Genomic DNA, 24,924 nt, shown 5'->3' on the forward strand with positions numbered 1-24,924 from the left:
CAGCAGAACGTGCGGTTACTTCCAATACAAAATATTCAAGCAGTTTTCTTTGCAGACTCTTCTTTAACTTACAGTGGGTTATCTTCATTTTGGCAGCCTGTCATGACTGCTAATCTACGTCAGCCCCTTAAAATAAGTCTCAAACAAAGGCAGGCGATGATGGGATGGGAAATGGATACGGCAAAACGAACCGATGCCGCCATGGCTTTAAAGTGGGTTAGGTATAAAACTGTGGGTCGACTCAAAAAAAGTAAACGCTATAGTGAACCCGCTTCATTTTCGGTGTGGCGCAACAAACTGCAGGCAGCACAGAGCTGGTTTTGTTGCTGCTTCAGCGGCTTACACAATCATTCTCTTGAGCGGAAACACAGCAGTACCACAGCAGAAATAAAGTGGATTCACTAATACTGTTACGACATTACAATATCCCGGCAGGCTGTCTCTGCCCGCTTGCTGCCTTGTATCGGCAATGTGCGGATTCCTATTGCGTTTCACTTTTTACCCGTGCTGCCGAAACCGCCCGCACCGCGTTCACTGGCGGCAAATTCATCCACCAACTTAAACGCAGCCTGCACCACCGGCACCACCACCATTTGTGCGATACGCTCCAGCGGCTCGATGATAAACGCTTCTTTGCCACGGTTCCAAACCGACACTTTCAGTTCTCCCTGATAATCCGAGTCAATCAGCCCGACCAGATTGCCCAGCACAATGCCGTGTTTGTGGCCCAAACCCGAACGCGGCAGCAGTATGGCGGCGTAAGCAGGGTTGGCCAAATAAATGGCTAAGCCGGTCGGCACGAGAAACGTAGCGCCCGGCTGCAAAACAACGGCCTCGTCAATACAGGCGCGTAAATCCAAGCCTGCCGAGCCGGCGGTGGCATAGGCAGGAAGATAGTCGGTCATTTTCGGGTTGAGGATTTTTAATTCCACTTCGGTTTGCATAACGGCTCTTTCGTTTTAAAAGGCATCTTGTCTACAAGCGTAAAATCCGCTTTATTTCGGACACCAGCCCAAACAGCATGGACAATACGGAACCTGTTCGCCAGCCTGGGCGGCTGACAAAATCGTTCTCTCTACAGCAAGACACACAAGGGCACAATGGAAATAACGGTATTAAGCCTTTCAGACGGCATTAAGGTATTTTTTCAAAGGCATCAAATTGATGCAGCCGTGATCCGCTATCGGCTGTTTGTATGGTCTGCGGCTCTTGTTTGGCTTGAGTCCAAGCTGCCGTATTATACACAAAGGCCGTCTGAACAATTTCAGACGGCCCCAAAGGGTGTTTTACAGAACCGCCGGCCCAATCAGGCAAACGGATGTTGCAGCAAGATGGTTTCGGCGCGGTCGGGGCCGGTGGAAACCATGGCAACGGGCGCGCCGCACACTTCTTCGATGCGTTTCAGATAGGCTCTGGCATTCTGCGGCAGTTCGGCAAAATCTTTTACGCCGAAAGTTGATTCTTTCCAGCCCGGCAGCGTTTCGTAAATCGGTGTGCAGCCTGCCACAGCATCGGCACCAAACGGCAGAATATCGGTTGTTGTGCCATCGGCCAAGGTATAACCCACGCAGATTTTGATTTCTTCTATGCCGTCCATCACATCGAGTTTGGTGATGCACATGCCGGTGATGCCGTTTACTTGAATCGAACGTTTCAAGGCCGCAGCATCAAACCAGCCGCAGCGGCGCGCGCGGCCGGTTACCGAGCCGAACTCGTGGCCGCGCTCGGCCAAGCCTGCGCCGATGCCGTCAAAAAGCTCGGTCGGAAACGGGCCGGAGCCCACGCGGGTAGTGTAGGCTTTCACAATGCCCAACACATAATCGAGCATCTGCGGCGGCACGCCCGCGCCGGCCGATGCTGCGCCGGCCAGGCAGTTGGAAGAGGTTACAAAAGGATAAGTGCCATAGTCGATATCCAATAAGGTGCCCTGCGCACCTTCAAACAGCAGCTTTTCGCCTTTGCGGTTTTTTTCATAAAGTATGCGCGACACATCGGAAATCATCGGTTTGATACGGTCTGCGTATTTTTCGATAACGGCCAGCACGTCTTCCTGCCTCACCGGCTCGGCGTGGTGCAGGTGTTGCAGCTGTACGTTGTAATATGCCACATTGGCCTGCACTTTAGCTGCCAGTTTTTCGGTGTCGAACAAATCCACCATGCGCACGGCGCGGCGGGCGGCTTTGTCTTCATAAGCGGGGCCGATACCGCGGCCGGTGGTGCCGATTTTGCCGCTGCCGCGCGATGCTTCGCGCGCTTGATCCAGCGCGATGTGGTAAGGCAGAATCAAAGTGGCGGTGGGGGCGATTTTCAGACGGCCTTCCACGTTTTTCACACCTGCGGCGTTCAATTCATCGATTTCGCCCATCAGTGCTTCGGGGCTGACCACCACGCCCGATCCGATAAAGCAGTCGAGCTTTTCATGCAGAATGCCGCTGGGTATCAGGCGCAAAACCGTTTTTTTGCCGCCCACCACCAGTGTGTGCCCGGCATTGTGGCCGCCCTGGAAACGCACTACGCCGGCGGTTTCTTCTGCCAGCCAGTCCACAATCTTACCCTTGCCCTCGTCTCCCCATTGGGCACCGATCACTACTACGTTTTTAGCCATAATCCTCAACCTGTTATTCAAATAACTTCGTTTTCCGCTCCGACCACCTGCCAGCCGTCTCCTTGACGTTGCAGACGGCGCATCGCTTTTCTGCCGCCGTTGTAGCCGCTGCCGTAATCGATGACCACCGTCTGCCCTTCGGCACGCAGGCGGTCAACGGTTTCCTGCGCATGCGGCAAATCAGCCGCTTCTACGGCAATGGGGGGCTGCTGCCCACATTGCGGCAAATGTCCGATAAACGTGCGCAAATCAAAACTGAAGCCGGTGGCCGGCCGGGCGCGGCCGAAATATCCGCCCAAACCATCGTAACGGCCGCCGCGCGCTACTGCTTCGTGGCTGTCTCTGCCGTAAGCAGCATACAGCAGGCCTGTGTGGTAGTTGTCCACCCGCAGCTCCGACAAATCGATATGCACGACCTGCCGGGGAAAGGCATCGCACACAGCCTGCAATTCGTTTAATGCCTTGCCCACAGCAAACAAATCGGGCAGCTTGGCGCGCGCTTCGGCCAGCACTTCGCGCGAACCGTAAAGCGCAGGCAGGAGTGCAAACGCTTTCGCCCACATACTGTCGAGTTTCCACCCGCGAACTTGGGCAGTAACGGCAGCGGTATCTTTATCCTGCATCAATGCCAGCAACTGTGCTGCCTGCTCCCCGGTCAGCCCTGCGGCCTCGGCCAACGTGCGGAATACGCCGATATGGCCGAGCGACAGCAGAATTTCACCCACACCGCCAACGGCTACACTTTTGAGCATCAGATCAATCAGCTCGATATCGGCAGCCACACCGGCATAGCCGTATAACTCCGCGCCCACCTGCAGAGGTTCGCGGGTGCTTAAAAAACTATCGGGGCGGGCGTGCAGCACCGAACCGGCATAACACAGGCGGTTAATGCCGTTATTGGCCGACAATAAATGCGCATCGATACGCGCTACCTGCGGCGTGATGTCGGCACGGACGCCGAGCTGGCGACCGCTGAGCTGATCGACCACGCGTATGGTTTTCAACGACAAGCCCGCATCGATATGGGTGAGCAGCGAATGACTGTATTCCATCAAGGGCGGATATACCAATTCATAGCCGTGCACGCGGAACAAAGCCAACAGCCGTTCCCGCGCACTCTCAAGCCGGCAGGCGGAAGAAGGCAGGATATCGGCAATGTGTTCGGGTAGTTGCCAAGACTGCATGAAAATCCAATCTCTCTGTGTGATCAACAAAGGCTGCTCAAACTGATAGCAGACTAAATTTAAACTCTGCGGCATTGCGTTGCCATATCGTATTCTTGGTACAGCACGAGGCTTGCGCTCTGTTTCAGTTTAAATGTAACCCACTAACAACCATCATTCCGGGCAACACCTGCCGCACGTTTTATACTTTGATTTTAAATTCAAACAGCTCCGAATCATTCATGCGGAACTTTAACATAAAACAACCATGAAGTGCAGCAAACAACACCACACAAGCCTGTTTGTCACATACCTTGGGTTGCCGGTTCGGTTTTTTTGTTTTCAGATGGCCTGCCCATTCTGGCAGCCACATATCACGGTTTTCAAATAAAAAACGCCGCATCTCTGCGGCGTTGACTTTTTCAGTTTATTTTGCGTTCAGCAGGGCTTGATCCACACGCTCCCGCAACTCTTTACCTGGCTTGAAGTGGGGAACATATTTTTCGGGCACTTCCACACGTTCGCCGGTTTTAGGGTTGCGACCGACACGGGCCGGGCGGCGGTTTAAATCGAAACTGCCGAACCCGCGGATTTCGATACGCTGCCCTTTGGCCAGCGAGCGGGTCATGGTATCCACCAAAACCTTTACGCTGTATTCTACATCCTTAGCCATCAGCTGCGTGCCGTTTTTTTCGGCAAATACCTCTGCCAAACGAACCATTAATTCAGACTTAGTCATGTCTGCACCTATCACTCTTGATCGCCTGAAAGTTTGGCTTTCAGCAAATCACCCAGGCTGGTCGTGCCGGCGCTGGCAGTAGAAGCGGCATTCATAGAGTTGAGCGCATCACGGCTCTCTTTGGCGTTTTTCGCCTTCACCGACAGCTTGATGCTGCGGTTTTTGCGGTCAACCGTAGCCACAATGGCTTCTACTTCGTCGCCCTCTTTCAACACGTTGCGCAAGTCTTCAACGCGCTCGGCCGACCATTCTGAAGCCGGCAGATAAGCCTCCACCTCTTCGGTCAGCGAAACGACCGCGCCTTTGGCATCTACAGACTTCGCCACACCCTTAACCAGCGAACCTTTGTCGTTTACGCTGATAAAGTTACCGAAGGGGTCGCCCTCCAACTGTTTGATACCCAGGGAAATACGCTCTTTTTCCACATCGATGGCCAACACAACGGCCTGCACTTCTTCGCCTTTTTTGTATTTGCGCACGGCCTCTTCGCCCGACTCCGTCCAAGACAGATCGGAAAGATGAACCAAGCCGTCGATGCCGCCGGGCAGGCCTACAAATACACCGAAGTCGGTGATGGATTTCACCGCACCGGACAGCTTGTCGCCTTTATTGTGGTTGGCAGCAAACTCTTCCCACGGGTTGGCCTGGCATTGTTTCATGCCCAAGCTGATGCGGCGGCGGTCTTCATCGATTTCGAGAATCATCACTTCCACTTCGTCGCCCAGCTGCACAACCTTGCTCGGGTGGACGTTTTTGTTGGTCCAATCCATTTCGGAAACGTGCACCAAGCCCTCGATGCCCTGCTCGATTTCAACAAACGCGCCGTAGTCGGTAAGATTGGATACTTTACCGAACAGGCGGGTGCCTTGCGGATAACGGCGGGTCAGGCCGTTCCACGGGTCTTCGCCCAACTGTTTCATACCCAGGGAAACGCGCTGTTTGTCTTGGTCGAACTTCAACACTTTGGCTTCTACTTCCTGGCCCACTTCCAGCACTTCGCTCGGATGTTTCACGCGGCGCCATGCCAGATCGGTGATGTGCAGCAGGCCGTCGATGCCGCCCAAATCAACGAATGCACCGTAGTCGGTGATGTTTTTAACAATACCTTTGACAACCGAGCCTTCCTGCAGATTTTCCAGCAGGGCTTTGCGCTCTTCGCCCAGAGTAACTTCCAGAACGGCGCGGCGGGATACCACAACGTTGTTGCGTTTTTTGTCGAGTTTGATCACTTTGAATTCGACTTCTTTGCCTTCAAAGTGGGAGGTGTCTTTTACGGGACGCACATCAACCAGCGAACCGGGCAGGAAAGCGCGGATGCTGTTGATCATCACAGTTAAGCCGCCTTTGACTTTGCCGTTGATGATGCCTGAAAGAATATCGCCGTTTTCCATGGCTTCTTCCAAAGCAATCCAGTCGGCAGCGCGTTTGGCTTTTTCGCGCGACAGTTTGGTTTCGCCGAAGCCGTTTTCAACAGATTCGATGGTTACGGTAACGAAATCGCCTACTTTCACTTCAATCTCGCCCTGGGCGTTTTTGAATTCGGCCACATCGATCAGAGATTCTGATTTCAAACCGGCGTTTACGGTAACGAAGTTTTGGTCGATGCCGACCACTTCGGCGGTAATCACCTCGCCGGGGTTCATCTCTTGAAGGGTAAAGCTCTCTTCCAAAAGCTGGGCAAAATTTTCCATAGTCATAAATAACTCTTTTCAATACACCGCCAAGGGGTGCGGGGTGGGTTGTGGAAAACGCCTGCCGCCCTTGGCACGGCAGGCATTTGCTGCAAACGGTTTTCAGACGGCCTGCCAAGATGCCGGAGCCGTCTGAAAAAGCTGGCGGAATTATACAGCAGGCTTAGATTTCTGCATACCAATCAAGCACTTTTTTTACCGATTCTTCGATGGTTAGGCGGGTAGTGTCCAGCAGCAGGGCATCGGGCTGCCGCTTGAGCGGTGCAACGGCGCGGCGGCGGTCGGCTTCATCGCGTGTTTCGATGTCGGCGAGAATGCGCTCGAAAGCCAAACCTTCTGCAGGCAGACCGATTTGTTTGGCGCGGCGTTCGGCACGGGTACGGGCAGACGCAGTCAGAAAAATTTTCAGCGCGGCATCGGGAAAAACCACCGAACCCATATCGCGCCCGTCTCCCACCAAGCCCTTTTCGGTGAGAAAAGCGCGCTGCCGTTGCAGCAGTGCCCCGCGCACTTTGGGCAGCTGCGCCACTTCCGATGCCCCCATGCCGATGGCTTCGGAGCGGACGGCATCTGTAACATCGCGGCCGTCAAGCAGGATACGGCTGCCGTCAAATTCGGCGGGCAGCGCTCCGGCCAGCGCGGCTACGGCCGTTTCATCACTCCAGCCGGCATGACGCTGCTGTGCGTAAAGCGCGGTCAGGCGGTAAAGTGCGCCGGAATCGAGATAGTCGAAGCCGAGCGCGGCGGCCACGCGTGATGCCACCGTGCCTTTTCCCGATGCGCCCGGGCCGTCAATGGCGATAATTTTTCGGTTTAAATCCATATCGTTATTCTCTTTATCCGCTGAGGCGGTGTTGTTCAGACGGCCTTGCGGGTTTGTCCCGACTGTTTGTCCCGGCCGTCTGAAACAATCTGTCGGTCAAATCAGAAGCAGAATTATATAGACTGGATATAGGCTTGCAATCTTTTTCTTGACGCGCCGGCATTGCCCGAGGCCGTCTGAAAAACACGCGGCGCAATACACAAAATACTTTTTTGCAGCATTATCGTGAATCCGCCGGGCTTCCGCCACGGCCTTGCCGCGCCTCAAGCCCCGGGAAAACGCCGTTTCCGAAAGGAAACAAGTTTCTGCGGAGCTAAAACGCCGTTTCCGAAAGGAAACAAGTTTCTGCAAAGCTAAAACGCCGTTTCCGAAAGGAAACAAGTTTCTGCAAAGCTAAAACGCCGTTTCCGAAAGGAAACAAGTTTCTGCAAAGCTAAAACGGCTTTTTAAGCTGCCGGAGCGGCAACAGGGTATATGCTGCGCCGGCTGCGGCGCGCCGGCCCTGTATCGGAAATATGTGGATCCGCTATATAATCTGTCCGTTTGTTTTCAACCAGAATAACGGAACTTAAATATGCAGCAACTCAAATTAGCCGTTGCAGGCGCGCAGATTCTGTTTGTGGCATTTGGCGCGATGGTGCTGGTGCCGCTGCTCACCGGCCTGAACCCGGCCATGGCACTCTTGGGCGCGGGCATCGGTACGCTGCTTTTTCAATGTGTGACCAAACAGAAAGTGCCGGTGTTTTTAGGCTCTTCGTTCGCCTTTATTGCGCCGATTATTTATTCTGTCGGCGAATGGGGGCTGCCTTCCACCATGTTCGGCCTGTTTGCGGCGGGCTTTATGTATTTTGTGTTTGCCGCATTGATTAAATGGCGCGGGCTGGCCGCCGTCAACCGCCTGCTGCCGCCCGTGGTTATCGGGCCGGTGATTATGGTAATCGGTTTGTCGGTGGCGGTGGTGGCCAGCCAAATGGCCATGGGGCAGGCCGGCGGCACCCAGGCAGTGGACTACGCCCAATCGCTGCTGCTCTCGGGCTTTACTTTTGCCGTTACCGTGCTGGTGGCAGTGTTCGGCAGCAGAATGATCAAACTGGTGCCGATTTTAATCGGCGTGGGTGCCGGCTATGCGGCCGCCCTGCTGATGGGATGGGTGGATACTTCCCCGATTGCCGCCGCGCCGTGGTTTGCCGTGCCGCATTTTGAAACGCCGCAAATCAACTGGCAGGCTGCGCTGTTTATGCTGCCCGTTGCCATCGCCCCGGCCATTGAGCACATCGGCGGCGTGATGGCGGTGGGCAAAGTAACCGGCAACGATTATGCCAAAGACCCCGGCCTCGACAAAACGCTGGCGGGCGACGGTTTGGGCGTGTGTGCGGCGGGCTTGATCGGCGGCCCGCCCGTAACCACCTACGGCGAAGTAACCGGCGCGGTGATGATTACCAAAAACGGCAATCCGAAAATCATGACTTGGGCGGCCGTTTTCGCCATCTGCATGGCGTTTTTCGGCAAATTCAATGCTTTTCTGGCTTCGATTCCGCTGCCGGTGATGGGCGGGATTATGATTCTGCTGTTCGGCACCATCGCCTCGCTCGGCCTGAAAACGCTGATTGATGCCAAAGTGGATTTGATGCAGCCGAAAAACCTCGTTATCGTCAGCTCGGTGCTCACCACCGGCGTGGGCGGCATGATTATCAAGCTGGGCAGCATCAGCTTTGCGGGTGTCGGGCTGTGTGCGGTGCTGGCCGTGGTGCTGAACAGGATACTGCCCGATGCCGCGCCCGGTGAAGCGGAACCTCCCTTACCGCATTGATACCCCGCCCCGCCAAGCCATGCGTCCGACAGGCGCAGGCATATAGTGGGGCAATATTTCCGAAACAGCCCGCCGCAGCGCAAGGTGCCGCAATGCAGTAGCAGAACGGGGCATACGCAGTATCGATCCGCAGCCAAACGACACGGCTTCCCCACCTGCACCAACCCGCAAGCCGGGCCGTCTGAAACCCAAAACAGAGCGATGCCCGAACCTGAAACGACAGCGCACCACAGGCTGCCTTCGGGCAGAAAACTTGCAAACCGAGCCCGAAAGGCCGTCTGAAACCCACCGCTGTTTATCGTGAACCCGCACATTCCGCAACCGCACAGGCCGCAGGCACTACCGATAAATACTGATGTTGCCGCATAGGCGGCCGACAAAACCGTTTTCCCGAAGCCGAAGCACGGTAATGCCGTAGCGGAAACCGCGCAGATTCACGATATTGCCTGCCCGCCGCAGCGAAACGGCGTTTTAGCTTTGCAGAAACTTGTTTCCTTTCGGAAACGGCGTTTTAGCTTTGCAGAAACTTGTTTCCTTTCGGAAACGGCGTTTTAGCTCCGCAGAAACTTGTTTCCTTTCGGAAACGGCGTTTTCAGACGGCCGCACGCTGCCGAACCGCCCTTGCCCGCCAGCCCCAATCCAGCTTGCAGCACATTTTTTCCTTATCCGCCATGACCGACCTTTCTTTCGCAACCCGCCTGATACGCTGGCAGAAACAGCACGGCCGCCACCACCTGCCCTGGCAGGTGCGCGATCCCTATCTCGTATGGCTCTCGGAAATCATGCTTCAGCAAACCCAAGTGGCCACCGTGCTGGACTATTACCCGCGCTTTACCGCCCGCTTTCCCACCGTGGCCGAACTGGCAGCGGCCGGGCAGGACGAAGTGCTCGGCCTGTGGGCGGGCTTGGGCTATTACAGCCGCGCCCGCAACCTGCACAAAGCCGCACGGCAGGTGGTCGAAACGTTTGGCGGCGTATTTCCGTGCGAGCGCGAAAAGCTGGAAACACTCTGCGGCGTGGGCAGGAGCACCGCAGCGGCCATTGCCGCTTTTGCCTTCCACAAGCGCGAAGCCATTTTAGACGGCAACGTCAGGCGCGTGCTCTGCCGCGTGTTTGCGCTGGACGGTGGTGCCGCCGATAAAAAGTTTGAGAAACAACTGTGGACGCTGGCCGAATCGCTGCTGCCCGAACGCGGCGGCGATATGCCCGCCTACACACAGGGGCTGATGGACTTGGGCGCCACCGTCTGCAAACGCAGCAAGCCCCTGTGCGGCGACTGCCCGATGGCCGGCATCTGCCGGGCCAAAGCGCAAAACCTCACTGCCGAGCTGCCGCGCAAAAAAAGTGCGCCCGAAGTGCCGACGCTGCCGCTGTTTTGGCTGGTGATGCGCCGCCCAAACGGTGCCATATGGCTTGAAAAGCGGCCGCCCGAAGGCATTTGGGGCGGCCTTTACTGCGTGCCGTGCTTCAACAGCCCCGGCAGCCTCTATGCCGCCGCCGCACACTTCGGCCTTCTTTCAGACGGCCTCGAAGAACAGCCCGCCTTCACCCACCGCCTCACCCACCGCTTATTGCTGATTACCCCGTTTTGCGCACCCGTGCCCGACAGCCTGCCCGGCGGCCTTTCAGACGGCCTGTGGGCGGACCCACATGATTCCGGCTGCGGCCTGCCCAAACCGCTGCATGATTTTTTGTTAAGCCGCCGCTTGGGAAAAAAAACCGCCCGACCCTGAAACACCGGCGCTCCGCCCTATCGTGAACCCGCTTTGTTTGCGCGGCAAAACAGCAAGCCGCAAGCAGTATCGGCAACCTGCCCGGCCGTTCCCTTTAAAACACGGCCATGCCGAAGCGGCAATGAAGCGGGTTCACGGTATCCGCTTCCCAACGGCTGCCTGTTTTGCTTTGGGAAAACACAGCCGTGCCAAACCGTTTATGGCGCAGCCGGGCCGGATTCGCGCAAATCCGCCCCCGTTCAAGCGTTGCCCCGCCCTGCCCTGCGCGGGTTAAGGCCGCCCGATGCCCTGCGCCGCAAATGAAAGGAGTTCGCCATAAAGCCTGGCAAAAATGCCTAAGGCCGTCTGAAAACGTTTTCAGACGGCCTGAAACAACGCGGCCGAGCAGCAAAAGATTACCAACCCTATTCAACCTGCCATTCTGTTTGATAAATGATTTCAGACGGCCTGAGCACAGGTTCTGACGGAACCCGCAAGGCCGTCTGAAAACCACCGCCAAAGCAGATAAAGAAAACCACAACAGGAACCGTGGCCCCTCCGTTGCGGCATGGCAGCACCGTGCGCCCACTGCCCTACCGAAAATGCAGGGGTTCACTGCATTGCAGCCGTGACAGAAACACCTGAATGCCGTCTGAAAGGCCGCAACACTATTATTCCCGCGCAGGCGGGAATAACGGCAGATCAATCTCTGCGGTGTTTTCTGAATGCTGCAAAATCCCGAGCCGGTTTGGCAGCGGTTTGAATGTTACCCGGGCAGGGCGCGGCAAGGCCGGTGTTATGTTGCCGCGATGTGGTTTGCCGAAAGAGTTTAAGGCCGTCTGAAAGTTTCAGACGGCTTTCGGCCTAACGGTGCGGCGTTGCCCAAACACAACGCTCCCAAACTCAAGCCGGTTTGGCGGCCGTTTGAATGCAGCCAGACAAAATGGCGGGGTGATGTGTTGCGGCGGTATTGATTATCTCTGCAAAGCTTAAGGTGTTGGAAAAGGCCGTCTGAAAACTTTTTCAGACGGCCTGCAAACTTCCGCAACCCTTATCTTCTGCCCCGGCTGCCGGGCAGGGGCATATCCGCCCACCTCATGATATTGGCCACTTCGGCGGGGTTGAGCTCGTAAAACTGACCGCGCTTGAGCCGGTTGGGCAGGCCGATGGGGCCGAAGCCCACGCGCACCAGGCGGCTCACGGCCAGGCCGAAATGCTCGAAAATGCGGCGCACTTCGCGGTTGCGGCCTTCTTTAATCACCACGTTATACCATTTGTTTGCCCCTTCTCCGCCCTGCGCGCAAATGCGCTCCACCCTTGCCAAGCCGTCTTCCAGCATCACGCCTTCTTCGGTGAGCGTTTTCATCTGCCCGGCCGTTAATCCGCCGAGCACACGCACGGCGTATTCGCGCTCCACTTCAAAGCTGGGGTGGGCGAAGCGGTTTGCCAGCTCGCCCGAGGTGGTGAGAATCAGCAGCCCGCCGGTGTTGATGTCCAAGCGGCCGATGGCCGTCCAGCGGCTGCTGGCGGCCTGCGGCAGGCGGTCGAAAACGCTCACACGCCCCTGCGGGTCGCCGCGCGACACGATTTCGCCTTCCTGTTTGTAATAAAGAATAATGCGCGGCAGGCGGTCGGGCCATTTGAGCTTGATCACGCTGCCTTTTACCTGCACTTGGTCTGCCGGCGACACTTTGTCGCCCAGTTGCGCGGTTTTGCCGTTTACCGTTACCCAGCCCCGGCCGATCCACTCTTCCATTTCGCGGCGGGAGCCCGCGCCCGAGGCGGCCAGTGCTTTTTGCAGGCGCACCGGTTCGAGGCTTTCCAAATCGGCGCGTTTTTCCTTCAAATTGCGGGCGCGCTCCATGATTTTTTGGTTGGGGTTGCGCACTGCCAGTTTTTTGGCACGCGCCGCCTGCGTTTTTGGTTTGGGCTGCCGCTGCTGGGCGGGCTTGCTTGCGTTTTTATTTTTTTCAGACATTTCATGTTCTCCTAACGCGCTCTGCCGCCGGGCGGAACGGCTCTTCTGAGGCCTTGCGGCGGCAGGTCGGGTGGGTAAAAAGGTTTTTTCAGACGGCCTTTGTATGCAGATCAGGCGGCCGCCCGGTTTTATTTCCGATACAGAGAGCCGGGCGGCGGGGCGTATCGAAAGCAATGTTTATCTGCCGTATCACGCTGCTGCACAATACTGCGGGCCGTTTTGCGGGCTTGGCAGGTTCGACACCGTTGACGGCACATCTTGCCGCCCCGGCCCGTGTCTGTCTGTGCCGCCGTTTCTGCGGTTGAAATAGCGTTCGATCAGCAGCGCGCGCAATTTTTCCCACTCGGTTATGCTGTTCAGGCAGTCAATCAGTCCTGCATTGATGGTTGCGCGGGCAGCAACGCGCCTCAGCGTGCCCAGGTTCTTAATTTTATGCCTGTCTTCAATATCCCCGCCCGACCACCGGCCGATACTCAAATGCCAAAAAGGCTCGCTGCGCATATGGTAAAACGGCATGCCCATATTCATGGTGAAGCCGACATCGGCAACATAACGCCGCCAAACCTGCCTGAATGCGGTTTCCAATGCGGCATCGGGCGCGGTTTCGGTGCCTTTCAGACGGCCCTGCTCCGCCAAATCGGCCAACGCCAGCAGCAGAACGGGCTTGTGCGGTGCTTCTTTGCCTTTGTGTCTGGCGCAATTGAGCGAGGCAAAACAATGCAGATAATAGGCGGTATTCACGGTTGTTCCGCTTCATCGGGTGCGGCATCTTCCCGATCCTCCGCCCCGCCGCTGCCGGCCGGCCCGGTTAAATCGGGCAGCACCAGCTCGCCCAGCTCGGTGAGCGGCGGCAACGCTTCCAAACTTTCGAGCTGCAAATCGCTTAAAAACGCGTGGGTGGTAGCCCACAGCGCGGGGCGGCCGATGGAATCGCGGTGGCCGATGATTTCAATCCAGCCTCTGTCTTGCAGCGTCTGCATCACATTTTGCGACACTGCCACGCCGCGTATGCCTTCGATGTCGCCGCGCGTAACCGGCTGCTGGTAGGCGATAATCGCCAGCGTTTCCATCACCGCACGCGAATAGCGCGGCGCGCGCTGTTCCTGCAGGCTGCCCAGCCGTTCAAACGCCGCCTGAGCAATTTGAAACCGCCAGCCTTCGCGGGTGTGGGTTAATTGCAGGGCGCGGTCGTGCCAGCGGGCTTTCAGGCCGGCCAGCACATCGATGAGTTTGTCGGGCGAGAGCGGCGGCACGCACAACTCGCGCATGGTTTTTTCGCTCAAGGGTTCGGTTTGGGTAAGCAGTGCGGCTTCGATGAGCGCATCGGGCGGAAGTTTTTCGGTCATGGTTTGTTGGGGTTTCAGACGGCCTTGCCAACGGCCGTTTGAAACGGAAGTTAATCTTTCTGCTTCAATATGGCAATATGGCAAATCCGCGTTTTTTGCTTCTGGCAGGCCGCGCTCGGCGATGGTATATACATTAACGCGGCCGGTTTGGCCGCCGCACACGGCGGGAAACATCACGCCGCGCAGGGTTTGTTTTCCGGCCGCATACACGCGTATGCCCTGCAGTTCTTTTTCCATAACCGCCGGGCTGATGCCGCTGCCTCCGCATTGGCGGGAGCCGTCCGGTTTGTAGATCTGCACCTGTTTTTCAAGCGTTTGGGGTTGCCGCTGACGGCTGCCGGACGGCGGGGCTTGCAGTTTGTTTTGGCCGTCTGAAAAAGTGCAGGCGGTTAAAGATAAGACGCCTGCCGATAAGGCGGCGGAAACTATCGGCCTCACAGGGGTTTTCCTTTTTTTTCTGCTTTTCGCGCTTCGCGCACGGCTTTTTGTTCGGCTTCTTTCTGTTTGGCTTTTTTGAGCCATGTTTCCCATTGGTTTGGCGTTTCGAGCGTGATTCTGCCGATGTGGCCATCGCGGAAATCGGTGAGGGTGTTTTCGGCGGCTTTTTGGTAGTTGGTGCGGCCGCCGCTTAAAACTGCGCCGCGCTTTTTGGCGATCCATTCGAGCCAGTCGGTGTCCTGCCAATGGCTGCTGGGGTCTTTATCCGCCTGATAGCGCGCTTGCAGCAGCGGCAGATAGTGGCGGCGCAGGTAGTCTAACAGCTCGAGGGCGACTTCCTCTTCATCGAGCGCGTTGCGCCCTACGGCACCGCCGGCGGCGAGATTGTAGCCGCCCTCTTCTACGATGATTTTCGGCCACAGCATCCCCGGGGTGTCGTAGAGCCAGAAGTCATCGGCGAGAAACAGGCGCTGCTCGGCTTTGGTGATGCCCGGCTCGTTACCGGTTTTGGCGGATTTTTTGCCGATCATGCCGTTAATCAGGGTGGATTTGCCAACGTTGGGAATGCCGCAAATCAAAACGCGAAGGGGCTTTCCGATGCCGCCCCGGTTAGGCATCATGGTGCGGCAGGCGCGGGTGATTTTGGCTGCGGCGGCGGTTTCGGAAGCATCGAGCGCGATAGCCCGGGTGTCGGGGCGGCTGTTGTAGTGTTCCAGCCAGACTGCGGTGCGCCCGGGGTCGGCCAAATCCTGTTTGTTGAGGATTTTGAGCTTGGGCTTGCCTTTGGAAAGCTGCGCCAGCAGGGGGTTTTCGCTGGATGCGGGCATACGGGCATCGAGCATTTCGATAACCATGTCCACGCTTTTGATGCGCTCGGCGATGGCCTTTCTGGCTTTGTTCATGTGGCCGGGGAACCATTGGATTGCCATGGTGTGCTGCTCTTTCGGGGTTTGGCGGGGCTTGGAAGCCGTCTGAAAAATTGCGGGTTTGGGAGGGCGCGCCGGCCTGTCCGTTAAAATATAAGACAGAAAATGGCAGACTGTGCGGATGATGAAAACGACACAAGGCGATGCTGTGCTGCCATTGTTCTCAAGCGGGCCGGTTATGGCCTTCAGGCAGCCCTTAAAGCCGGGCTGCCTGATGGTGTGCGGCATTATAACACGGTGCGGGGTCGGCTTTCAGACGGCCAAAATACCTAAAAAGGCCGTCTGAAACTCAGCGTTCCGCCAAACGGTTAAGCTGGCGGTGGCGCACCAGCAGTTCGTAATGCCCTTTGAGCCTTCGGGCAAGCTGCTCCACTACATACACCGAGCGGTGCTGACCGCCGGTGCAGCCTATGCCTATGGTTACATAGCTGCGGCTTTCTACCTGCATCTGCGGCAGCCAGCGGCTCATGAAACTGCCGATGCCCTCCACCATTTCCTGCACTATGGCCTGGCTGCCGAGATAATCCTGAATCGGTTTGTCCATGCCGTTGAAAGGGCGCAGCGCGGTGTCGTAATAGGGGTTGGGCAGGCTGCGCATATCAAACAGAAAATCCACATTGGTGGGCACGCCGTATTTGAAGCCGAACGATTCTAAAATCACCAGCAGCCCCTGCCTTTCGTGTTTGAGCCATTGCTGCACGGTGTGGCGCAGCTGCTGGGCATTCATTTTGGATGTGTCGATGCAGTAGGCGGCTTCTCGCAGGGGGAACAGCCAGGTTTTTTCCTGTTGCAGGCTCTCCAGCAAGGTTAAGGTTTGACCGGAAAGCGGGTGGCTGCGGCGGGTTTCTGAAAAACGCCGTACCAAAATGCCCTCTTCGGCTTCAAGAAACAGAATTTCCACTTCGTGCCCCAGGTTCCGCAGTGCCTGAAGCTGTGTTTGCGCTTCTTTAATATCGATGCGCGAGCGGATATCGACACTGATGCCGAGCCGGTTTATTTCACTGCTTTCCGTGTGGTAAGCCACCAGGCCGGGCAGGAGTTTGATGGGCAGGTTATCAACGCAGTAATAGCCCAAATCTTCCAGAAGTTTGAGTGCAACCGACTTTCCCGAACCGGAAAGCCCGCTAATCAACACTATTTTCATGGCCGGTTTCGTTTTCTTTCAGCATACTTTGGTGGCGCTCCAAAAATTCTTTGGTACTGTCTTTGCCGCGCAATTGCAAAATATAGTTGCGTACGGCGGCTTCAACCAACACCGCCAGGTTGCGCCCCACCGCCACGGGCAGCGTAACCGAGCGCACGCTCACATCTAAAATCGATTCGGTTTCGGAACGGATGCTCAGGCGGTCGAGCCGTTTCATATAATCATCATCGGCAGCAACCAAGTTAATGATTAATTGAAGGATTTTTTTAGGTCGGATAGAAGTTTCGCCGAAAATATGGCGGATATTCAGCACCCCCAGCCCGCGCACTTCGAGAAAATCGCGCAGCATCGGCGGGCAGCGGCCGTCAAGCGTTTCGGGGCCGGTGCGGTAAAGCTCTACCGCATCATCGGCAATCAAACTGTGGCCGCGCGAAATCAACTCCAATGCCAGCTCGCTTTTGCCCAAGCCCGACTGGCCGGTAATCAGCACGCCGATTTCAAAAACATCGAGAAACACGCCGTGTTTGACCGTGGAAACTGCCAATGTGCGCTGCAGATAAATCCGCAACACATCCATCAGATGCGGGCTTTCCAGCTTGGAGGTGAGCAGCGGGATATTGTGGGTGTGGCAATAATCACGCAGCATCGGCGACACCGGCAGCCCGTTGGCCACAATCACCATCGACATAGGAATATCAAACAGATTGACCGGGCTTTCTTCGGGGTTTCCGTCAGCCTGCACCTGGCGCATGGGGCGGGTTTTGTCCACCATGGTGCTCAGGTCGCTGAGATTGTCGGTGCCCTCTTCCATGCGCTTGAGAAATTCGGCCTCGGCCACGCCGATTACCTGCACTTGGTTGGGGTGGATAAAATTCAGATGGCCGACCAACGCCAAAACAGGTTTGTCGTCTTTAACGCCGATGCGGTTGTCGGCTCCCGCCGTGCCGGCTGCCCAAGCCAGTTGCAGCTTGTGCTGGTTATCCTGATACAGACGGCGTACGGAAATGCTGGGCATGGTTACTCTTCGCTCAAAAGCCGCTGCACTTCTTCGGGCGACACGGCAGCCGACAAGGCTTCGCGCACGGATTTCCGCGAAAACCGGCCGGCCAGTTTCGATAAGGCTTCCAAATGTTCGCCGGTGGCGTTTTCAGGCACCAGCAAAACAAAAATCAGCGAAACTGGCTTGCCGTCCGGTGCATCGAAAGGCACCGGTTCTTTGGTGCGGATAAACGCGCCCACCGCTTTTTCCACCGAAGCATGGCGGCCGTGCGGAATCGCCACGCCCTGCCCCAAACCGGTTGTACCGAGCTTTTCGCGCGCAAACAGGCAGTCGAAAACATCGGCGCGCGCCAAGCCGGCCTCGTTTTCCAATAACAGCCCCGCCTGCTCGAACACGCGCTTTTTACTGCTGACTTCCAAATCCAGCTCAATATGCGCTAAAGGCAGGATTTCTCTGATCAGGCTCATATCAATCTCTTAACTTTACAGAAGCAAAACAGATGCGGATTGTACCCACTGTTGGGTCAAATCTCAAATTTTCCAACCCGGCTTTACACAACCCCGTGCTGCAACAAAATTATTTATCTTCAAATAATTCATCAACTTATAATCGATGCAATGATACGCACCCCCGGCCGTCTTAAAACCTTTTGCCGGTTTCAGACGGCCGGAATGTGTTGATTGTATATCGGAACACACAACGCTAAATCACATAAAAATACACGCAGGCAAACTGCGCCAAACTGCCGCCGAGCACAAACAGATGCCAAATGCCGTGGCCGTGTTTGATTTTTTCATCGTTCACAAACCAGTAAATCCCCGCACTGTAAAGCAGGCCGCCCGACACCAGCCAAAACAGCCCTGCCGGCGGCAGGCTCTTGGCCAGCGGGTATATGGCCACCAGCACCAGCCAGCCCATCAATACATACAATACCATCGACAGCAGGCGTTTTTCGCTTTTCCTGCCGATGGTCAGCTCTTGGGCAATACCGAATGCCGCCAACCCCCACGACACGCCGAACAGAGACCAGCCCCATGCACCGCGCAGCGACACCAGAGTAAACGGCGTATAACTGCCTGCAATCAAAAGATAAATCGCGCAATGATCCACCTTTTGCAGCACGGCTTTCACTTTCGGCTGCGGCACACTGTGGTAAACCGTGGAGCCGGCATAAAGCACAATCAGGCAAATGCCGTAGGCGGCCGCGCTGATGATTTTATACACATCGAGCGTGTCCGCCGCTTTCACCAGCAGCAGCACCAGCCCGGCCACAGCCAACACCGTGCCTGCCAAATGGCTGTATGCGTTAAATTTTTCGCCTGCGTACATCGTAATCATTCTGTTCGGAAAAGTTGTGCCAGTTTACTGCATTCTGCGCCCATCGTGCAGCCGGCCATAACTGCATCGAACCAAAGGCTTTGCCAAGCCCGCAGAAACTTGAACGCACCTGCTTCCTTTACAGCGTATCCAGCGTATCCGCTTAAAACGGGCTGTGCGGCAATCCCTTCCATTTCCTTTGGGGCATGATTGCGCTTCACTGAAATGAGAGCGGTTTGACAAGCCGCCGTTATTTTCAAGCGGGCGGGTTATGCCGCCTGACACCATTGCGTGTTTCAAACCCGCTGCGGCTTCCATCAAAATGCGGGAAAAACGTCAGGCCGTCTGAAAACGTTCAGACGGCCTGACGGGGTTTGGCTCAAATATTATTTTTTGTTCAAAGAGTCGCGGATTTCGCGCAACAGCAGCACTTCTTCGGAAGGCTCGGCCGGCGCTTCTTCAACAGCCGGCACTTCGCGTTTCAGTTTGTTGATCAGCTTGATCACCACGAAAATGGCAGCGGCGATAATCAGAAAGCTGATGATGGTGTTGATAAACAGACCCACATTCAGCGTAACCGCACCGGCTTCCTGCGCGGCAGCCAAAGTGGCATAGCCGGCTTCAGGCGCATTGGCCCCCTCTTTCAAGGTGATAAACAGGTTTGAGAAGTCCACGCCGCCGATCAAAATACCGATAGGGGGCATAATCACATCATCAACCAAAGATTTTACAATGCCGCTGAACGCTGTGCCGATAACCATACCGACCGCGAGATCGATCACGTTACCGCGCATAATAAATTCTTTAAATTCTTGTGCTAAAGACATCATATTTCCTTTCGTTTCCTTTCGAAAATTCAAAAAAGTGTGTGGAATATTACCAAAACTGCGCTGTATAAAAGTTAAGGCCGCGCGCATGGTACTGGATTTATTGTAATGGTATGTACAATATAGTTAAATTTTGTCTTTTCGACATGAAACGGCAATTTTGGTTCCCGCTTGTATGAAAAAAATACCGTTCGACAAGAAGTGTAACTTTTTTACCGCAGTCGGCCTGCATCAAGCGGAGCGGCTTTTCAGCAAGCTTCCCCACACCAGCAGCAACACGAAACCGAAATACAACACACTCCACACCGGCAGCGGTATGCCGAGAAAGTAATCGGGCACCGCACAATCACCGAAACCGCGGATAACCGGCTCGTATAAATCAAACAACGGCCAATCCCGCAGGCGGAACGTCCACGGCGCACCGCAGGCCGGAGCGGCGCCGGGCGGCAGGCTTTGAATATAAAGCTGATATACCGCCACGCCCGCGCCATACACGGCCGGCACGCTCACCAAAAACGCGCTAAACATACGCCCGGCCCCGCTCTGTTGCCGCCCCAGTGCGGCCAGCAACGCCGCCATGCCGGCCGCCAACACCGACACACGCTGCAAAATGCACAACACGCAAGGGTTCAGCCCCATCACGTATTGCGAATAAAACGAGCCGATGGCGGTGCAGACCGAAAGCAACACCACGGCCCATAAGGTTTTGCGGAAAAGGTTCATACAAACTCCGTGTCAAGAATACTCCGTATCGGGCAAACACAACGGCGGCAGGCCGGCAAAACAACCGGCACCATAGGTTTTCAGACGGCCTGCCGGTATGGGCAGGCCGCCGTTTTAACGAAAGGCCGTCTGAAAGCCCGCCAAGAATACTATCCTTAGGCCAACAACGCGGCAGCCGCTGCCGGTGTGGAAAGCCGTCTGAAAATCCCCGGCAAGATGGCTGCTCATTTCATTGTGAAGCCGACCAATCATCGCGCGCCTGCCTGGCCTTTTCAAAATAACGGTAAAGCGCGGCGGCATCGCCTGCTTCAAGCATGGCTTTCAACACCGCCAACTGTTGCTGCTGGCCGTCAACCAGCGCGGTCAGGCTGTGTTTGTTGGCCATGCAGATGTCGGCCCAGACAGCAGGGTGGCTGGAAGCAATGCGGGTGAAGTCGCGGAAACCCGAAGCGGCAAAATCGAAATAAACCTCGCCATCGGGATGGGTGGCGATTTGGTGCACATAGGCATAGGCCAGCAGGTGCGGCAGATGCGACACGGCGGCGAAAACGGCATCATGCTCGTGCGCGCTCATGCGGGAAATTTGCGCCCCTGCCGAGCGCCATAACGATTCCACCAGATACAGGCCGTCTGAATCTTCTTTGCCGTGCGGGCAGATAATCAGTTTTTTGTTTTGAAACAGCCCGAACTGCGCCGCCAATGCGCCACTGCGGTCGGAGCCGGCAATCGGGTGGGCGGCGATGCAGCGCGGCAGATGTTGCGGCAGATATTGCCTGAACGCATTGATTGCCGATTGCTTGGTGCTGCCCACATCGGTTACCACGGTGCGGTAGTCAAGCAGCGGTGCCAATTGCACGCACACGGCAGGCAGCGTGGCAACGGGGGTGGCGATCACCACCAAATCTGCCCCGCCCACGGCTTCGGCGCAGATGCACTCAAACGCGCGGTCAATCACCTTGCGCTCCAGCGCGCGCTCGAGATTGCTGCGGTTTAAATCGATGCCGGTTACGCCGCCCGCCAGCCCTTTGTGCTTCAAATCGAGCACAAACGAACCGCCTATCAGACCGACGCCGATAAGGGTGATGTGTTGGGGCGCAGTGGGGCTTTCCATGTTGCGGTGGGATAAACGGTTAAGCCGCCAGTTTACCCCAACGGCCGGCGGCTTAACAGTATCCGGATAGAAAAAGGCCGTCTGAACACGGCTTCAGACGGCCTCGGGTATCCGTTTGCCCGCTCAGGCCTGCGCAGCCGTTTGTGCAAACACTTTTTGCGCGGCGGCTACGGTTTCTTCGATCAGCTCGGGAGTGTGTGCGGCCGACATAAAGCAGGCTTCGTAGGCCGAGGGGCCGAAAAACACGCCGTTTTCCAGCATGCCGTGGAAGAATGTTTTGAAATATTCCACATTCGAAGCGGCCATATCGGCATAGCTTTGCGGAAAGGTGTCGGCGAAATACAGGCCGAACATACCGCCGATATAGTCGGCACTGAAGGCAATGCCGGCTTCGCGGGCGGCCGTCTGAAAACCTTCGGTCAATTGCCGGTTGAGGGCAGACAGGTTTTCGTAGAAGCCTTCGCGTTGGATAATTTCCAGCGTTTTCAGGCCGGCGGCCACGGCCACGGGATTGCCCGACAGCGTGCCGGCCTGATACACACCGCCCAACGGGGAAATGCAGGCCATGATGTCTTTGCAGCCGCCAAACGCGGCCAGCGGCATACCGCCGCCGATAACCTTGCCCATCGTGGTCAGATCGGGCGTAATGCCGTGCAGCGACTGCGCGCCGCCCGGGGCAACGCGAAAACCGGTCATCACTTCATCGTAAATCAGTACCGCGCCGTGTTGCCGGGTGAGCGCGCGCAAAGCCTGGATAAAGCTTTCAGACGGCCTCACCAGATTCATGTTGCCGGCAAACGGCTCCAGAATCACGCAGGCGATTTCGCTGCCGATTCGGGCAAAAGTCTCTTCGAGCTGTACGGTATTGTTGTATTCCAAAACCAGCGTGTGTCGGGTGAAATCGGCGGGCACGCCGGCAGAACTCGGGTTGCCGAAAGTGAGCAGGCCGCTGCCGGCCTTCACCAGCAGGCTGTCGGAATGGCCGTGGTAGCAACCTTCAAACTTGATGATTGTGTCGCGCCCGGTAAAACCGCGCGCCAGGCGGATGGCGCTCATGGTGGCTTCGGTGCCCGAGCTCACCAGCCGCAGCTGCTCGATGCTGGGCATCAGTTTGGCGATTTCTTCGGCGATGAGGATTTCGCCTTCGGTAGGCGCACCGAACGACAAACCGCCCAACGCTGCTTCGCGCACGGCTTCCACCACTTCAGGGTGGGCATGGCCGACAATGGCCGGCCCCCACGAGCCGACATAATCGATATAGCGGGTGCCGTTTTCGTCCCACACATAAGCGTCCCGGGCTTTTGAGATAAAGCGCGGGACGCCGCCGACGCTGCCGAATGCGCGCACGGGCGAATTGACGCCGCCGGGAATGATGTTTTTGGCACGGTTGAATAATTGTTCGTTGCGGTTCATAAGGCATCCTTGCTGAAATATACGGCTGTGTTTCAGACGGCTGAGAGGATACGGTTGGGCCGTCTGAAACGCAAAAAACCGTATTTTAACAGTTTACTGCCTGATATTGCGGCAGGCGCGGCCGCCCGGGGCAGATTTTAACGCAGCCTGCCGCCGTGTTCTGCAAATATGGTATATTGCGCCACTCTCCCGCAACCGCAAAAACTGCTGTGAATACTGTAAACCGAATCAATAACGGCATCCGCCAAAGCCTCGGCCATTATGAAGCCATGACCGAGAGCGTGCAGGCGATGATCGAAGCCTTTTGGCTGCGCGTACCCTATTTAGCGGTGGCACTGCTGGCCTTTGTGTTGTTTTGGCTGCTGGCCAGGCTGTTTAAAATCTTGGCGGCAAAGCTGCTCTCGCGCCGCCTCAGCCACAGAGCCAACCTGATGTTGGTGTTGCAGCGCATCGGCAGCGCGCTGATTGTTTTCGGCGGCTTTCTGGTGGCGATGATGATTGCCATCCCCGATTTCACCCCCGCGCAGCTGGTCAGCACGCTGGGCATCGGCTCGGTGGCCATCGGCTTTGCCTTTAAAGATATTTTCCAAAACCTGCTTTCAGGCATTCTGCTGCTGCTCAACGAGCCGTTCAAAATCGGCGACCGCATTGTTTCAGGTTCGTTTGAAGGCGAAGTGGAAAACATCGAAATCCGCGCCACCACGCTGCGCACTGATGACGACAGGCGCATCGTGATTCCCAATTCTCAACTGTTTACCTCGCCCGTTACCGTAAACACCCGCGCCGGCCTGTACCGCCAAAGTACTATGCTGACCCTGCCCGCAGGTTTGGATGCCGGCACGGTGAAAGAGCAGATTATCCACGCGCTGCAACAACAATGCGGCGACATCGTTTCCCAACCCGAAATCGCCGTTACCGCGCTTTCCGACACCACCGCCACGCTCGAGCTGCGCTGGTGGGCGCAGGGGCACGCCGACAACAACATGATTCTCGACCGCGTGCTGTCGTGCGTGCAGCCGCTGCTGACGCAGGGCGGCAAACCGAATGGAGACGAAAGCGGTGGGTAAGCGGGCCGTTTATTGGCTCCGGCAGGCGGTTCAGACGGCCTTGCTGCTGTTGCTGGTGTCGCTTGCGGTTGATTGGTGGCGCAAACCCGCCCAGCCGCAACGGTTTGCCGGGCAGGGTTTGGATATTGTAAACGGCGGGCAGACCACGCTGACCGCGCTCAGCAGCGGGCGCACCGCCGCCGTGTATTTTTGGGGAAGCTGGTGCGGCATCTGCAAACATACCTCTCCCGCCGTACAACGCCTGCACGAAGCAGGCATACCCGTGTTGGGCGTGGCGATGCACTCGGGCAGTGCGCAAGAAGTAGCAGCCTATATGCAGGAAAACGGTTTGTCGTTTGACACAGTTAACGACCCTCAAGGCAGGATATCGCGGCGATGGCAGGTGGCGGTAACACCGACCGTGGTGTTGGTAAAAAACGGCAGAATGATACACAGCACCACCGGCATCGGCAGCTATTGGGGGCTGCGCGGCCGTATCTGGATGGCAGATAAGGTATATTGAAAAACCCACAGGTTTAAGTTTTCAGACGGCCGGGTAACACTGCCGACTATCCGTTGCAGGCAACCGCACTATAGCGGGTGTCTGCCCCTGCCTTTTGCCGATTCAAGCAATTCGGAATCCGACACGCCTTTTACTGGCATATCGGCCGGCAAGCACGTGCTCCCTTACCGGTTTAGCTCATTTTATGAACTGCGTGCCTACCGCAGCACGGGCAAATAGTCCCCTGCCAACATAAAAACCAATATTTTGTTCATTTGCTTTTTCTTGAAAGGATAAAGAAGGTTTTTCACAGAATCTATTTGATTGTCATGATTTTCATAATAAAATTATCTTTTTTTAGGGGCTGTACTAGATAACTAGGGAAATTTAACTTCAGGTTAGAATAATCCCTATGAGAAAAAGTCGTTTAAGTCAGTACAAGCAAAACAAACTGATTGAACTATTTGTTGCAGGTGTTACCGCCCGCACAGCGGCGCAATTAGTTAGCGTCAATAAAAATACCGCTGCCTATTACTTCCACCGTTTGCGCTTACTTATCTATCACAACAGCCCGCATCTGGAAATGCTTGATGGTGAAGAGAAGTTGATG

Annotated in this window: 25 protein-coding genes and 3 pseudogenes; 6 read left to right on the plus strand and 22 right to left on the minus strand. The window is 56.1% G+C overall.

Features of this window, described 5'->3' with window-relative positions; genetic code table 11:
• The 8 genes and pseudogenes from IR141_RS08745 to cmk form a co-directional block, all read right to left on the minus strand.
• Positions 1 to 88, minus strand: a pseudogene (locus tag IR141_RS08745) (IS1595 family transposase); the annotation flags it as partial.
• Positions 89 to 491: 403 nt separating this feature from the next.
• Positions 492 to 944, minus strand: a complete 453-nt coding sequence (dut, locus tag IR141_RS08750; protein ID WP_135036074.1) for a dUTP diphosphatase — start codon at positions 942 to 944, stop codon at positions 492 to 494.
• Positions 945 to 1,306: 362 nt separating this feature from the next.
• Positions 1,307 to 2,605, minus strand: coding sequence for an adenylosuccinate synthase (locus IR141_RS08755; RefSeq protein ID WP_135036077.1), 1,299 nt, complete (start codon positions 2,603 to 2,605; stop codon positions 1,307 to 1,309).
• A gap of 17 nt (positions 2,606 to 2,622) precedes the next feature.
• The gene (locus IR141_RS08760; protein ID WP_135036080.1) at positions 2,623 to 3,789 is read right to left on the minus strand and encodes an ATP phosphoribosyltransferase regulatory subunit; all 1,167 of its coding nucleotides are present in this window, start codon (positions 3,787 to 3,789) and stop codon (positions 2,623 to 2,625) included.
• 181 nt (positions 3,790 to 3,970) lie between these two features.
• Positions 3,971 to 4,171, minus strand: coding sequence for a hypothetical protein (locus IR141_RS08765; RefSeq protein WP_135036083.1), 201 nt, complete (start codon positions 4,169 to 4,171; stop codon positions 3,971 to 3,973).
• Positions 4,172 to 4,195: 24 nt separating this feature from the next.
• The gene (locus IR141_RS08770; RefSeq protein ID WP_085366261.1) at positions 4,196 to 4,507 is read right to left on the minus strand and encodes an integration host factor subunit beta; all 312 of its coding nucleotides are present in this window, start codon (positions 4,505 to 4,507) and stop codon (positions 4,196 to 4,198) included.
• An 11-nt stretch (positions 4,508 to 4,518) separates the two neighbouring features.
• Entirely contained in the window at positions 4,519 to 6,204 is a 1,686-nt protein-coding gene (gene rpsA, locus IR141_RS08775; protein WP_135036086.1) for a 30S ribosomal protein S1, read from the minus strand.
• Positions 6,205 to 6,361: 157 nt separating this feature from the next.
• Entirely contained in the window at positions 6,362 to 7,021 is a 660-nt protein-coding gene (gene cmk / locus IR141_RS08780; protein ID WP_135036089.1) for a (d)CMP kinase, read from the minus strand.
• Between the two features lie 574 nt (positions 7,022 to 7,595).
• On the opposite strand from cmk, the gene IR141_RS08785 reads away from it, so the two are divergent.
• Entirely contained in the window at positions 7,596 to 8,831 is a 1,236-nt protein-coding gene (locus IR141_RS08785; protein ID WP_135036091.1) for a uracil-xanthine permease family protein, read from the plus strand.
• Positions 8,832 to 9,502: 671 nt separating this feature from the next.
• The gene (gene mutY / locus IR141_RS08790) at positions 9,503 to 10,564 is read left to right on the plus strand and encodes an A/G-specific adenine glycosylase (protein WP_135036129.1); all 1,062 of its coding nucleotides are present in this window, start codon (positions 9,503 to 9,505) and stop codon (positions 10,562 to 10,564) included.
• Positions 10,565 to 11,372: 808 nt separating this feature from the next.
• Here mutY and IR141_RS08795 read toward each other — a convergent pair.
• The 12 genes and pseudogenes from IR141_RS08795 to IR141_RS08850 all read right to left on the minus strand — a co-directional run bounded on the left by IR141_RS08795 (position 11,373) and on the right by IR141_RS08850 (position 20,242).
• The gene (locus tag IR141_RS08795; RefSeq protein ID WP_135036094.1) at positions 11,373 to 11,591 is read right to left on the minus strand and encodes a hypothetical protein; all 219 of its coding nucleotides are present in this window, start codon (positions 11,589 to 11,591) and stop codon (positions 11,373 to 11,375) included.
• 3 nt (positions 11,592 to 11,594) lie between these two features.
• Positions 11,595 to 12,467 (minus strand): annotated as a pseudogene (locus IR141_RS08800) (pseudouridine synthase); the annotation flags it as partial.
• Between the two features lie 243 nt (positions 12,468 to 12,710).
• Positions 12,711 to 13,262: a hypothetical protein gene (locus tag IR141_RS08805; protein WP_135036100.1), complete on the minus strand. Its 552-nt coding sequence runs from the start codon at positions 13,260 to 13,262 to the stop codon at positions 12,711 to 12,713.
• Entirely contained in the window at positions 13,259 to 13,867 is a 609-nt protein-coding gene (locus tag IR141_RS08810; protein ID WP_135036132.1) for an SMC-Scp complex subunit ScpB, read from the minus strand. Before IR141_RS08810 ends, IR141_RS08805 begins: the two co-directional genes overlap by 4 nt.
• A 434-nt stretch (positions 13,868 to 14,301) precedes the next feature.
• Positions 14,302 to 15,234 (minus strand): ribosome biogenesis GTPase YlqF, encoded by a 933-nt coding sequence (gene ylqF / locus IR141_RS08815; RefSeq protein WP_135036102.1) that lies wholly within the window; start codon positions 15,232 to 15,234, stop codon positions 14,302 to 14,304.
• A 286-nt stretch (positions 15,235 to 15,520) separates the two neighbouring features.
• Positions 15,521 to 16,375, minus strand: coding sequence for an RNase adapter RapZ (gene rapZ, locus IR141_RS08820; RefSeq protein ID WP_135036105.1), 855 nt, complete (start codon positions 16,373 to 16,375; stop codon positions 15,521 to 15,523).
• Entirely contained in the window at positions 16,356 to 17,390 is a 1,035-nt protein-coding gene (gene hprK, locus IR141_RS08825) for an HPr(Ser) kinase/phosphatase (RefSeq protein WP_135036108.1), read from the minus strand. The genes rapZ and hprK overlap by 20 nt, the downstream gene beginning before the upstream one ends.
• A gap of 2 nt (positions 17,391 to 17,392) precedes the next feature.
• Complete coding sequence (ptsN, locus tag IR141_RS08830) at positions 17,393 to 17,842, minus strand: PTS IIA-like nitrogen regulatory protein PtsN (RefSeq protein ID WP_135036111.1); 450 nt, start codon at positions 17,840 to 17,842, stop codon at positions 17,393 to 17,395.
• 235 nt (positions 17,843 to 18,077) lie between these two features.
• Complete coding sequence (locus IR141_RS08835) at positions 18,078 to 18,704, minus strand: hemolysin III family protein (protein ID WP_135036135.1); 627 nt, start codon at positions 18,702 to 18,704, stop codon at positions 18,078 to 18,080.
• Between the two features lie 5 nt (positions 18,705 to 18,709).
• The gene (locus tag IR141_RS08840; protein WP_194198388.1) at positions 18,710 to 18,886 is read right to left on the minus strand and encodes a hypothetical protein; all 177 of its coding nucleotides are present in this window, start codon (positions 18,884 to 18,886) and stop codon (positions 18,710 to 18,712) included.
• A gap of 192 nt (positions 18,887 to 19,078) precedes the next feature.
• Positions 19,079 to 19,519, minus strand: a complete 441-nt coding sequence (mscL, locus tag IR141_RS08845; RefSeq protein ID WP_135036138.1) for a large conductance mechanosensitive channel protein MscL — start codon at positions 19,517 to 19,519, stop codon at positions 19,079 to 19,081.
• Between the two features lie 231 nt (positions 19,520 to 19,750).
• The gene (locus IR141_RS08850; RefSeq protein ID WP_135036114.1) at positions 19,751 to 20,242 is read right to left on the minus strand and encodes a disulfide bond formation protein B; all 492 of its coding nucleotides are present in this window, start codon (positions 20,240 to 20,242) and stop codon (positions 19,751 to 19,753) included.
• A gap of 9 nt (positions 20,243 to 20,251) precedes the next feature.
• On the opposite strand from IR141_RS08850, the gene IR141_RS08855 reads away from it, so the two are divergent.
• Positions 20,252 to 20,401 carry a hypothetical protein gene (locus IR141_RS08855; protein ID WP_167743137.1) on the plus strand — a complete coding sequence of 50 codons (150 nt, stop codon included), beginning with the start codon at positions 20,252 to 20,254 and terminating at the stop codon, positions 20,399 to 20,401.
• Positions 20,402 to 20,471: 70 nt separating this feature from the next.
• Here IR141_RS08855 and IR141_RS08860 read toward each other — a convergent pair whose 3' ends face one another.
• Together IR141_RS08860 and hemL are read right to left on the minus strand one after the other, a co-directional pair.
• A complete protein-coding gene (locus IR141_RS08860) occupies positions 20,472 to 21,353 on the minus strand; it encodes a prephenate dehydrogenase/arogenate dehydrogenase family protein (protein ID WP_135036117.1) in 882 nt (293 codons plus the stop codon).
• A 123-nt stretch (positions 21,354 to 21,476) separates the two neighbouring features.
• Positions 21,477 to 22,766, minus strand: a complete 1,290-nt coding sequence (gene hemL / locus IR141_RS08865) for a glutamate-1-semialdehyde 2,1-aminomutase (RefSeq protein ID WP_135036120.1) — start codon at positions 22,764 to 22,766, stop codon at positions 21,477 to 21,479.
• 209 nt (positions 22,767 to 22,975) lie between these two features.
• On the opposite strand from hemL, the gene IR141_RS08870 reads away from it, so the two are divergent.
• From IR141_RS08870 to IR141_RS08880, 3 genes and pseudogenes are all read left to right on the plus strand, one after another.
• The gene (locus IR141_RS08870) at positions 22,976 to 23,833 is read left to right on the plus strand and encodes a mechanosensitive ion channel family protein (protein ID WP_209304415.1); all 858 of its coding nucleotides are present in this window, start codon (positions 22,976 to 22,978) and stop codon (positions 23,831 to 23,833) included.
• Entirely contained in the window at positions 23,826 to 24,335 is a 510-nt protein-coding gene (locus tag IR141_RS08875) for a protein disulfide oxidoreductase (protein ID WP_194198389.1), read from the plus strand. The genes IR141_RS08870 and IR141_RS08875 overlap by 8 nt, the downstream gene beginning before the upstream one ends.
• Positions 24,336 to 24,726: 391 nt before the next feature.
• A pseudogene (locus tag IR141_RS08880) lies at positions 24,727 to 24,924 on the plus strand (IS1595 family transposase); the annotation flags it as partial.

Origin of the sequence: Neisseria sp. 19428wB4_WF04, assembly GCF_015235335.1 — a bacterium.
Taxonomy (GTDB): domain Bacteria; phylum Pseudomonadota; class Gammaproteobacteria; order Burkholderiales; family Neisseriaceae; genus Neisseria; species Neisseria musculi.

What these genes read in the sequence shown, in the direction of transcription:
- hemL (WP_135036120.1), bottom strand. Translation starts at nt 22,766, where the DNA reads ATGAACCGCAACGAACAATTATTCAACCGTGCCAAAAACATCATTCCC.
- IR141_RS08770 (WP_085366261.1), bottom strand. Translation starts at nt 4,507, where the DNA reads ATGACTAAGTCTGAATTAATGGTTCGTTTGGCAGAGGTATTTGCCGAA.
- IR141_RS08785 (WP_135036091.1), top strand. Translation starts at nt 7,596, where the DNA reads ATGCAGCAACTCAAATTAGCCGTTGCAGGCGCGCAGATTCTGTTTGTG.
- IR141_RS08860 (WP_135036117.1), bottom strand. Translation starts at nt 21,353, where the DNA reads ATGGAAAGCCCCACTGCGCCCCAACACATCACCCTTATCGGCGTCGGT.
- IR141_RS08765 (WP_135036083.1), bottom strand. Translation starts at nt 4,171, where the DNA reads ATGCGGCGTTTTTTATTTGAAAACCGTGATATGTGGCTGCCAGAATGG.
- dut (WP_135036074.1), bottom strand. Translation starts at nt 944, where the DNA reads ATGCAAACCGAAGTGGAATTAAAAATCCTCAACCCGAAAATGACCGAC.
- ptsN (WP_135036111.1), bottom strand. Translation starts at nt 17,842, where the DNA reads ATGAGCCTGATCAGAGAAATCCTGCCTTTAGCGCATATTGAGCTGGAT.
- IR141_RS08840 (WP_194198388.1), bottom strand. Translation starts at nt 18,886, where the DNA reads ATGGAAGGGATTGCCGCACAGCCCGTTTTAAGCGGATACGCTGGATAC.
- hprK (WP_135036108.1), bottom strand. Translation starts at nt 17,390, where the DNA reads ATGCCCAGCATTTCCGTACGCCGTCTGTATCAGGATAACCAGCACAAG.
- IR141_RS08810 (WP_135036132.1), bottom strand. Translation starts at nt 13,867, where the DNA reads ATGACCGAAAAACTTCCGCCCGATGCGCTCATCGAAGCCGCACTGCTT.
- IR141_RS08760 (WP_135036080.1), bottom strand. Translation starts at nt 3,789, where the DNA reads ATGCAGTCTTGGCAACTACCCGAACACATTGCCGATATCCTGCCTTCT.
- mscL (WP_135036138.1), bottom strand. Translation starts at nt 19,519, where the DNA reads ATGTCTTTAGCACAAGAATTTAAAGAATTTATTATGCGCGGTAACGTG.
- mutY (WP_135036129.1), top strand. Translation starts at nt 9,503, where the DNA reads ATGACCGACCTTTCTTTCGCAACCCGCCTGATACGCTGGCAGAAACAG.
- IR141_RS08850 (WP_135036114.1), bottom strand. Translation starts at nt 20,242, where the DNA reads ATGAACCTTTTCCGCAAAACCTTATGGGCCGTGGTGTTGCTTTCGGTC.
- IR141_RS08835 (WP_135036135.1), bottom strand. Translation starts at nt 18,704, where the DNA reads ATGTACGCAGGCGAAAAATTTAACGCATACAGCCATTTGGCAGGCACG.
- cmk (WP_135036089.1), bottom strand. Translation starts at nt 7,021, where the DNA reads ATGGATTTAAACCGAAAAATTATCGCCATTGACGGCCCGGGCGCATCG.
- rapZ (WP_135036105.1), bottom strand. Translation starts at nt 16,375, where the DNA reads ATGAAAATAGTGTTGATTAGCGGGCTTTCCGGTTCGGGAAAGTCGGTT.
- rpsA (WP_135036086.1), bottom strand. Translation starts at nt 6,204, where the DNA reads ATGACTATGGAAAATTTTGCCCAGCTTTTGGAAGAGAGCTTTACCCTT.
- IR141_RS08755 (WP_135036077.1), bottom strand. Translation starts at nt 2,605, where the DNA reads ATGGCTAAAAACGTAGTAGTGATCGGTGCCCAATGGGGAGACGAGGGC.
- ylqF (WP_135036102.1), bottom strand. Translation starts at nt 15,234, where the DNA reads ATGGCAATCCAATGGTTCCCCGGCCACATGAACAAAGCCAGAAAGGCC.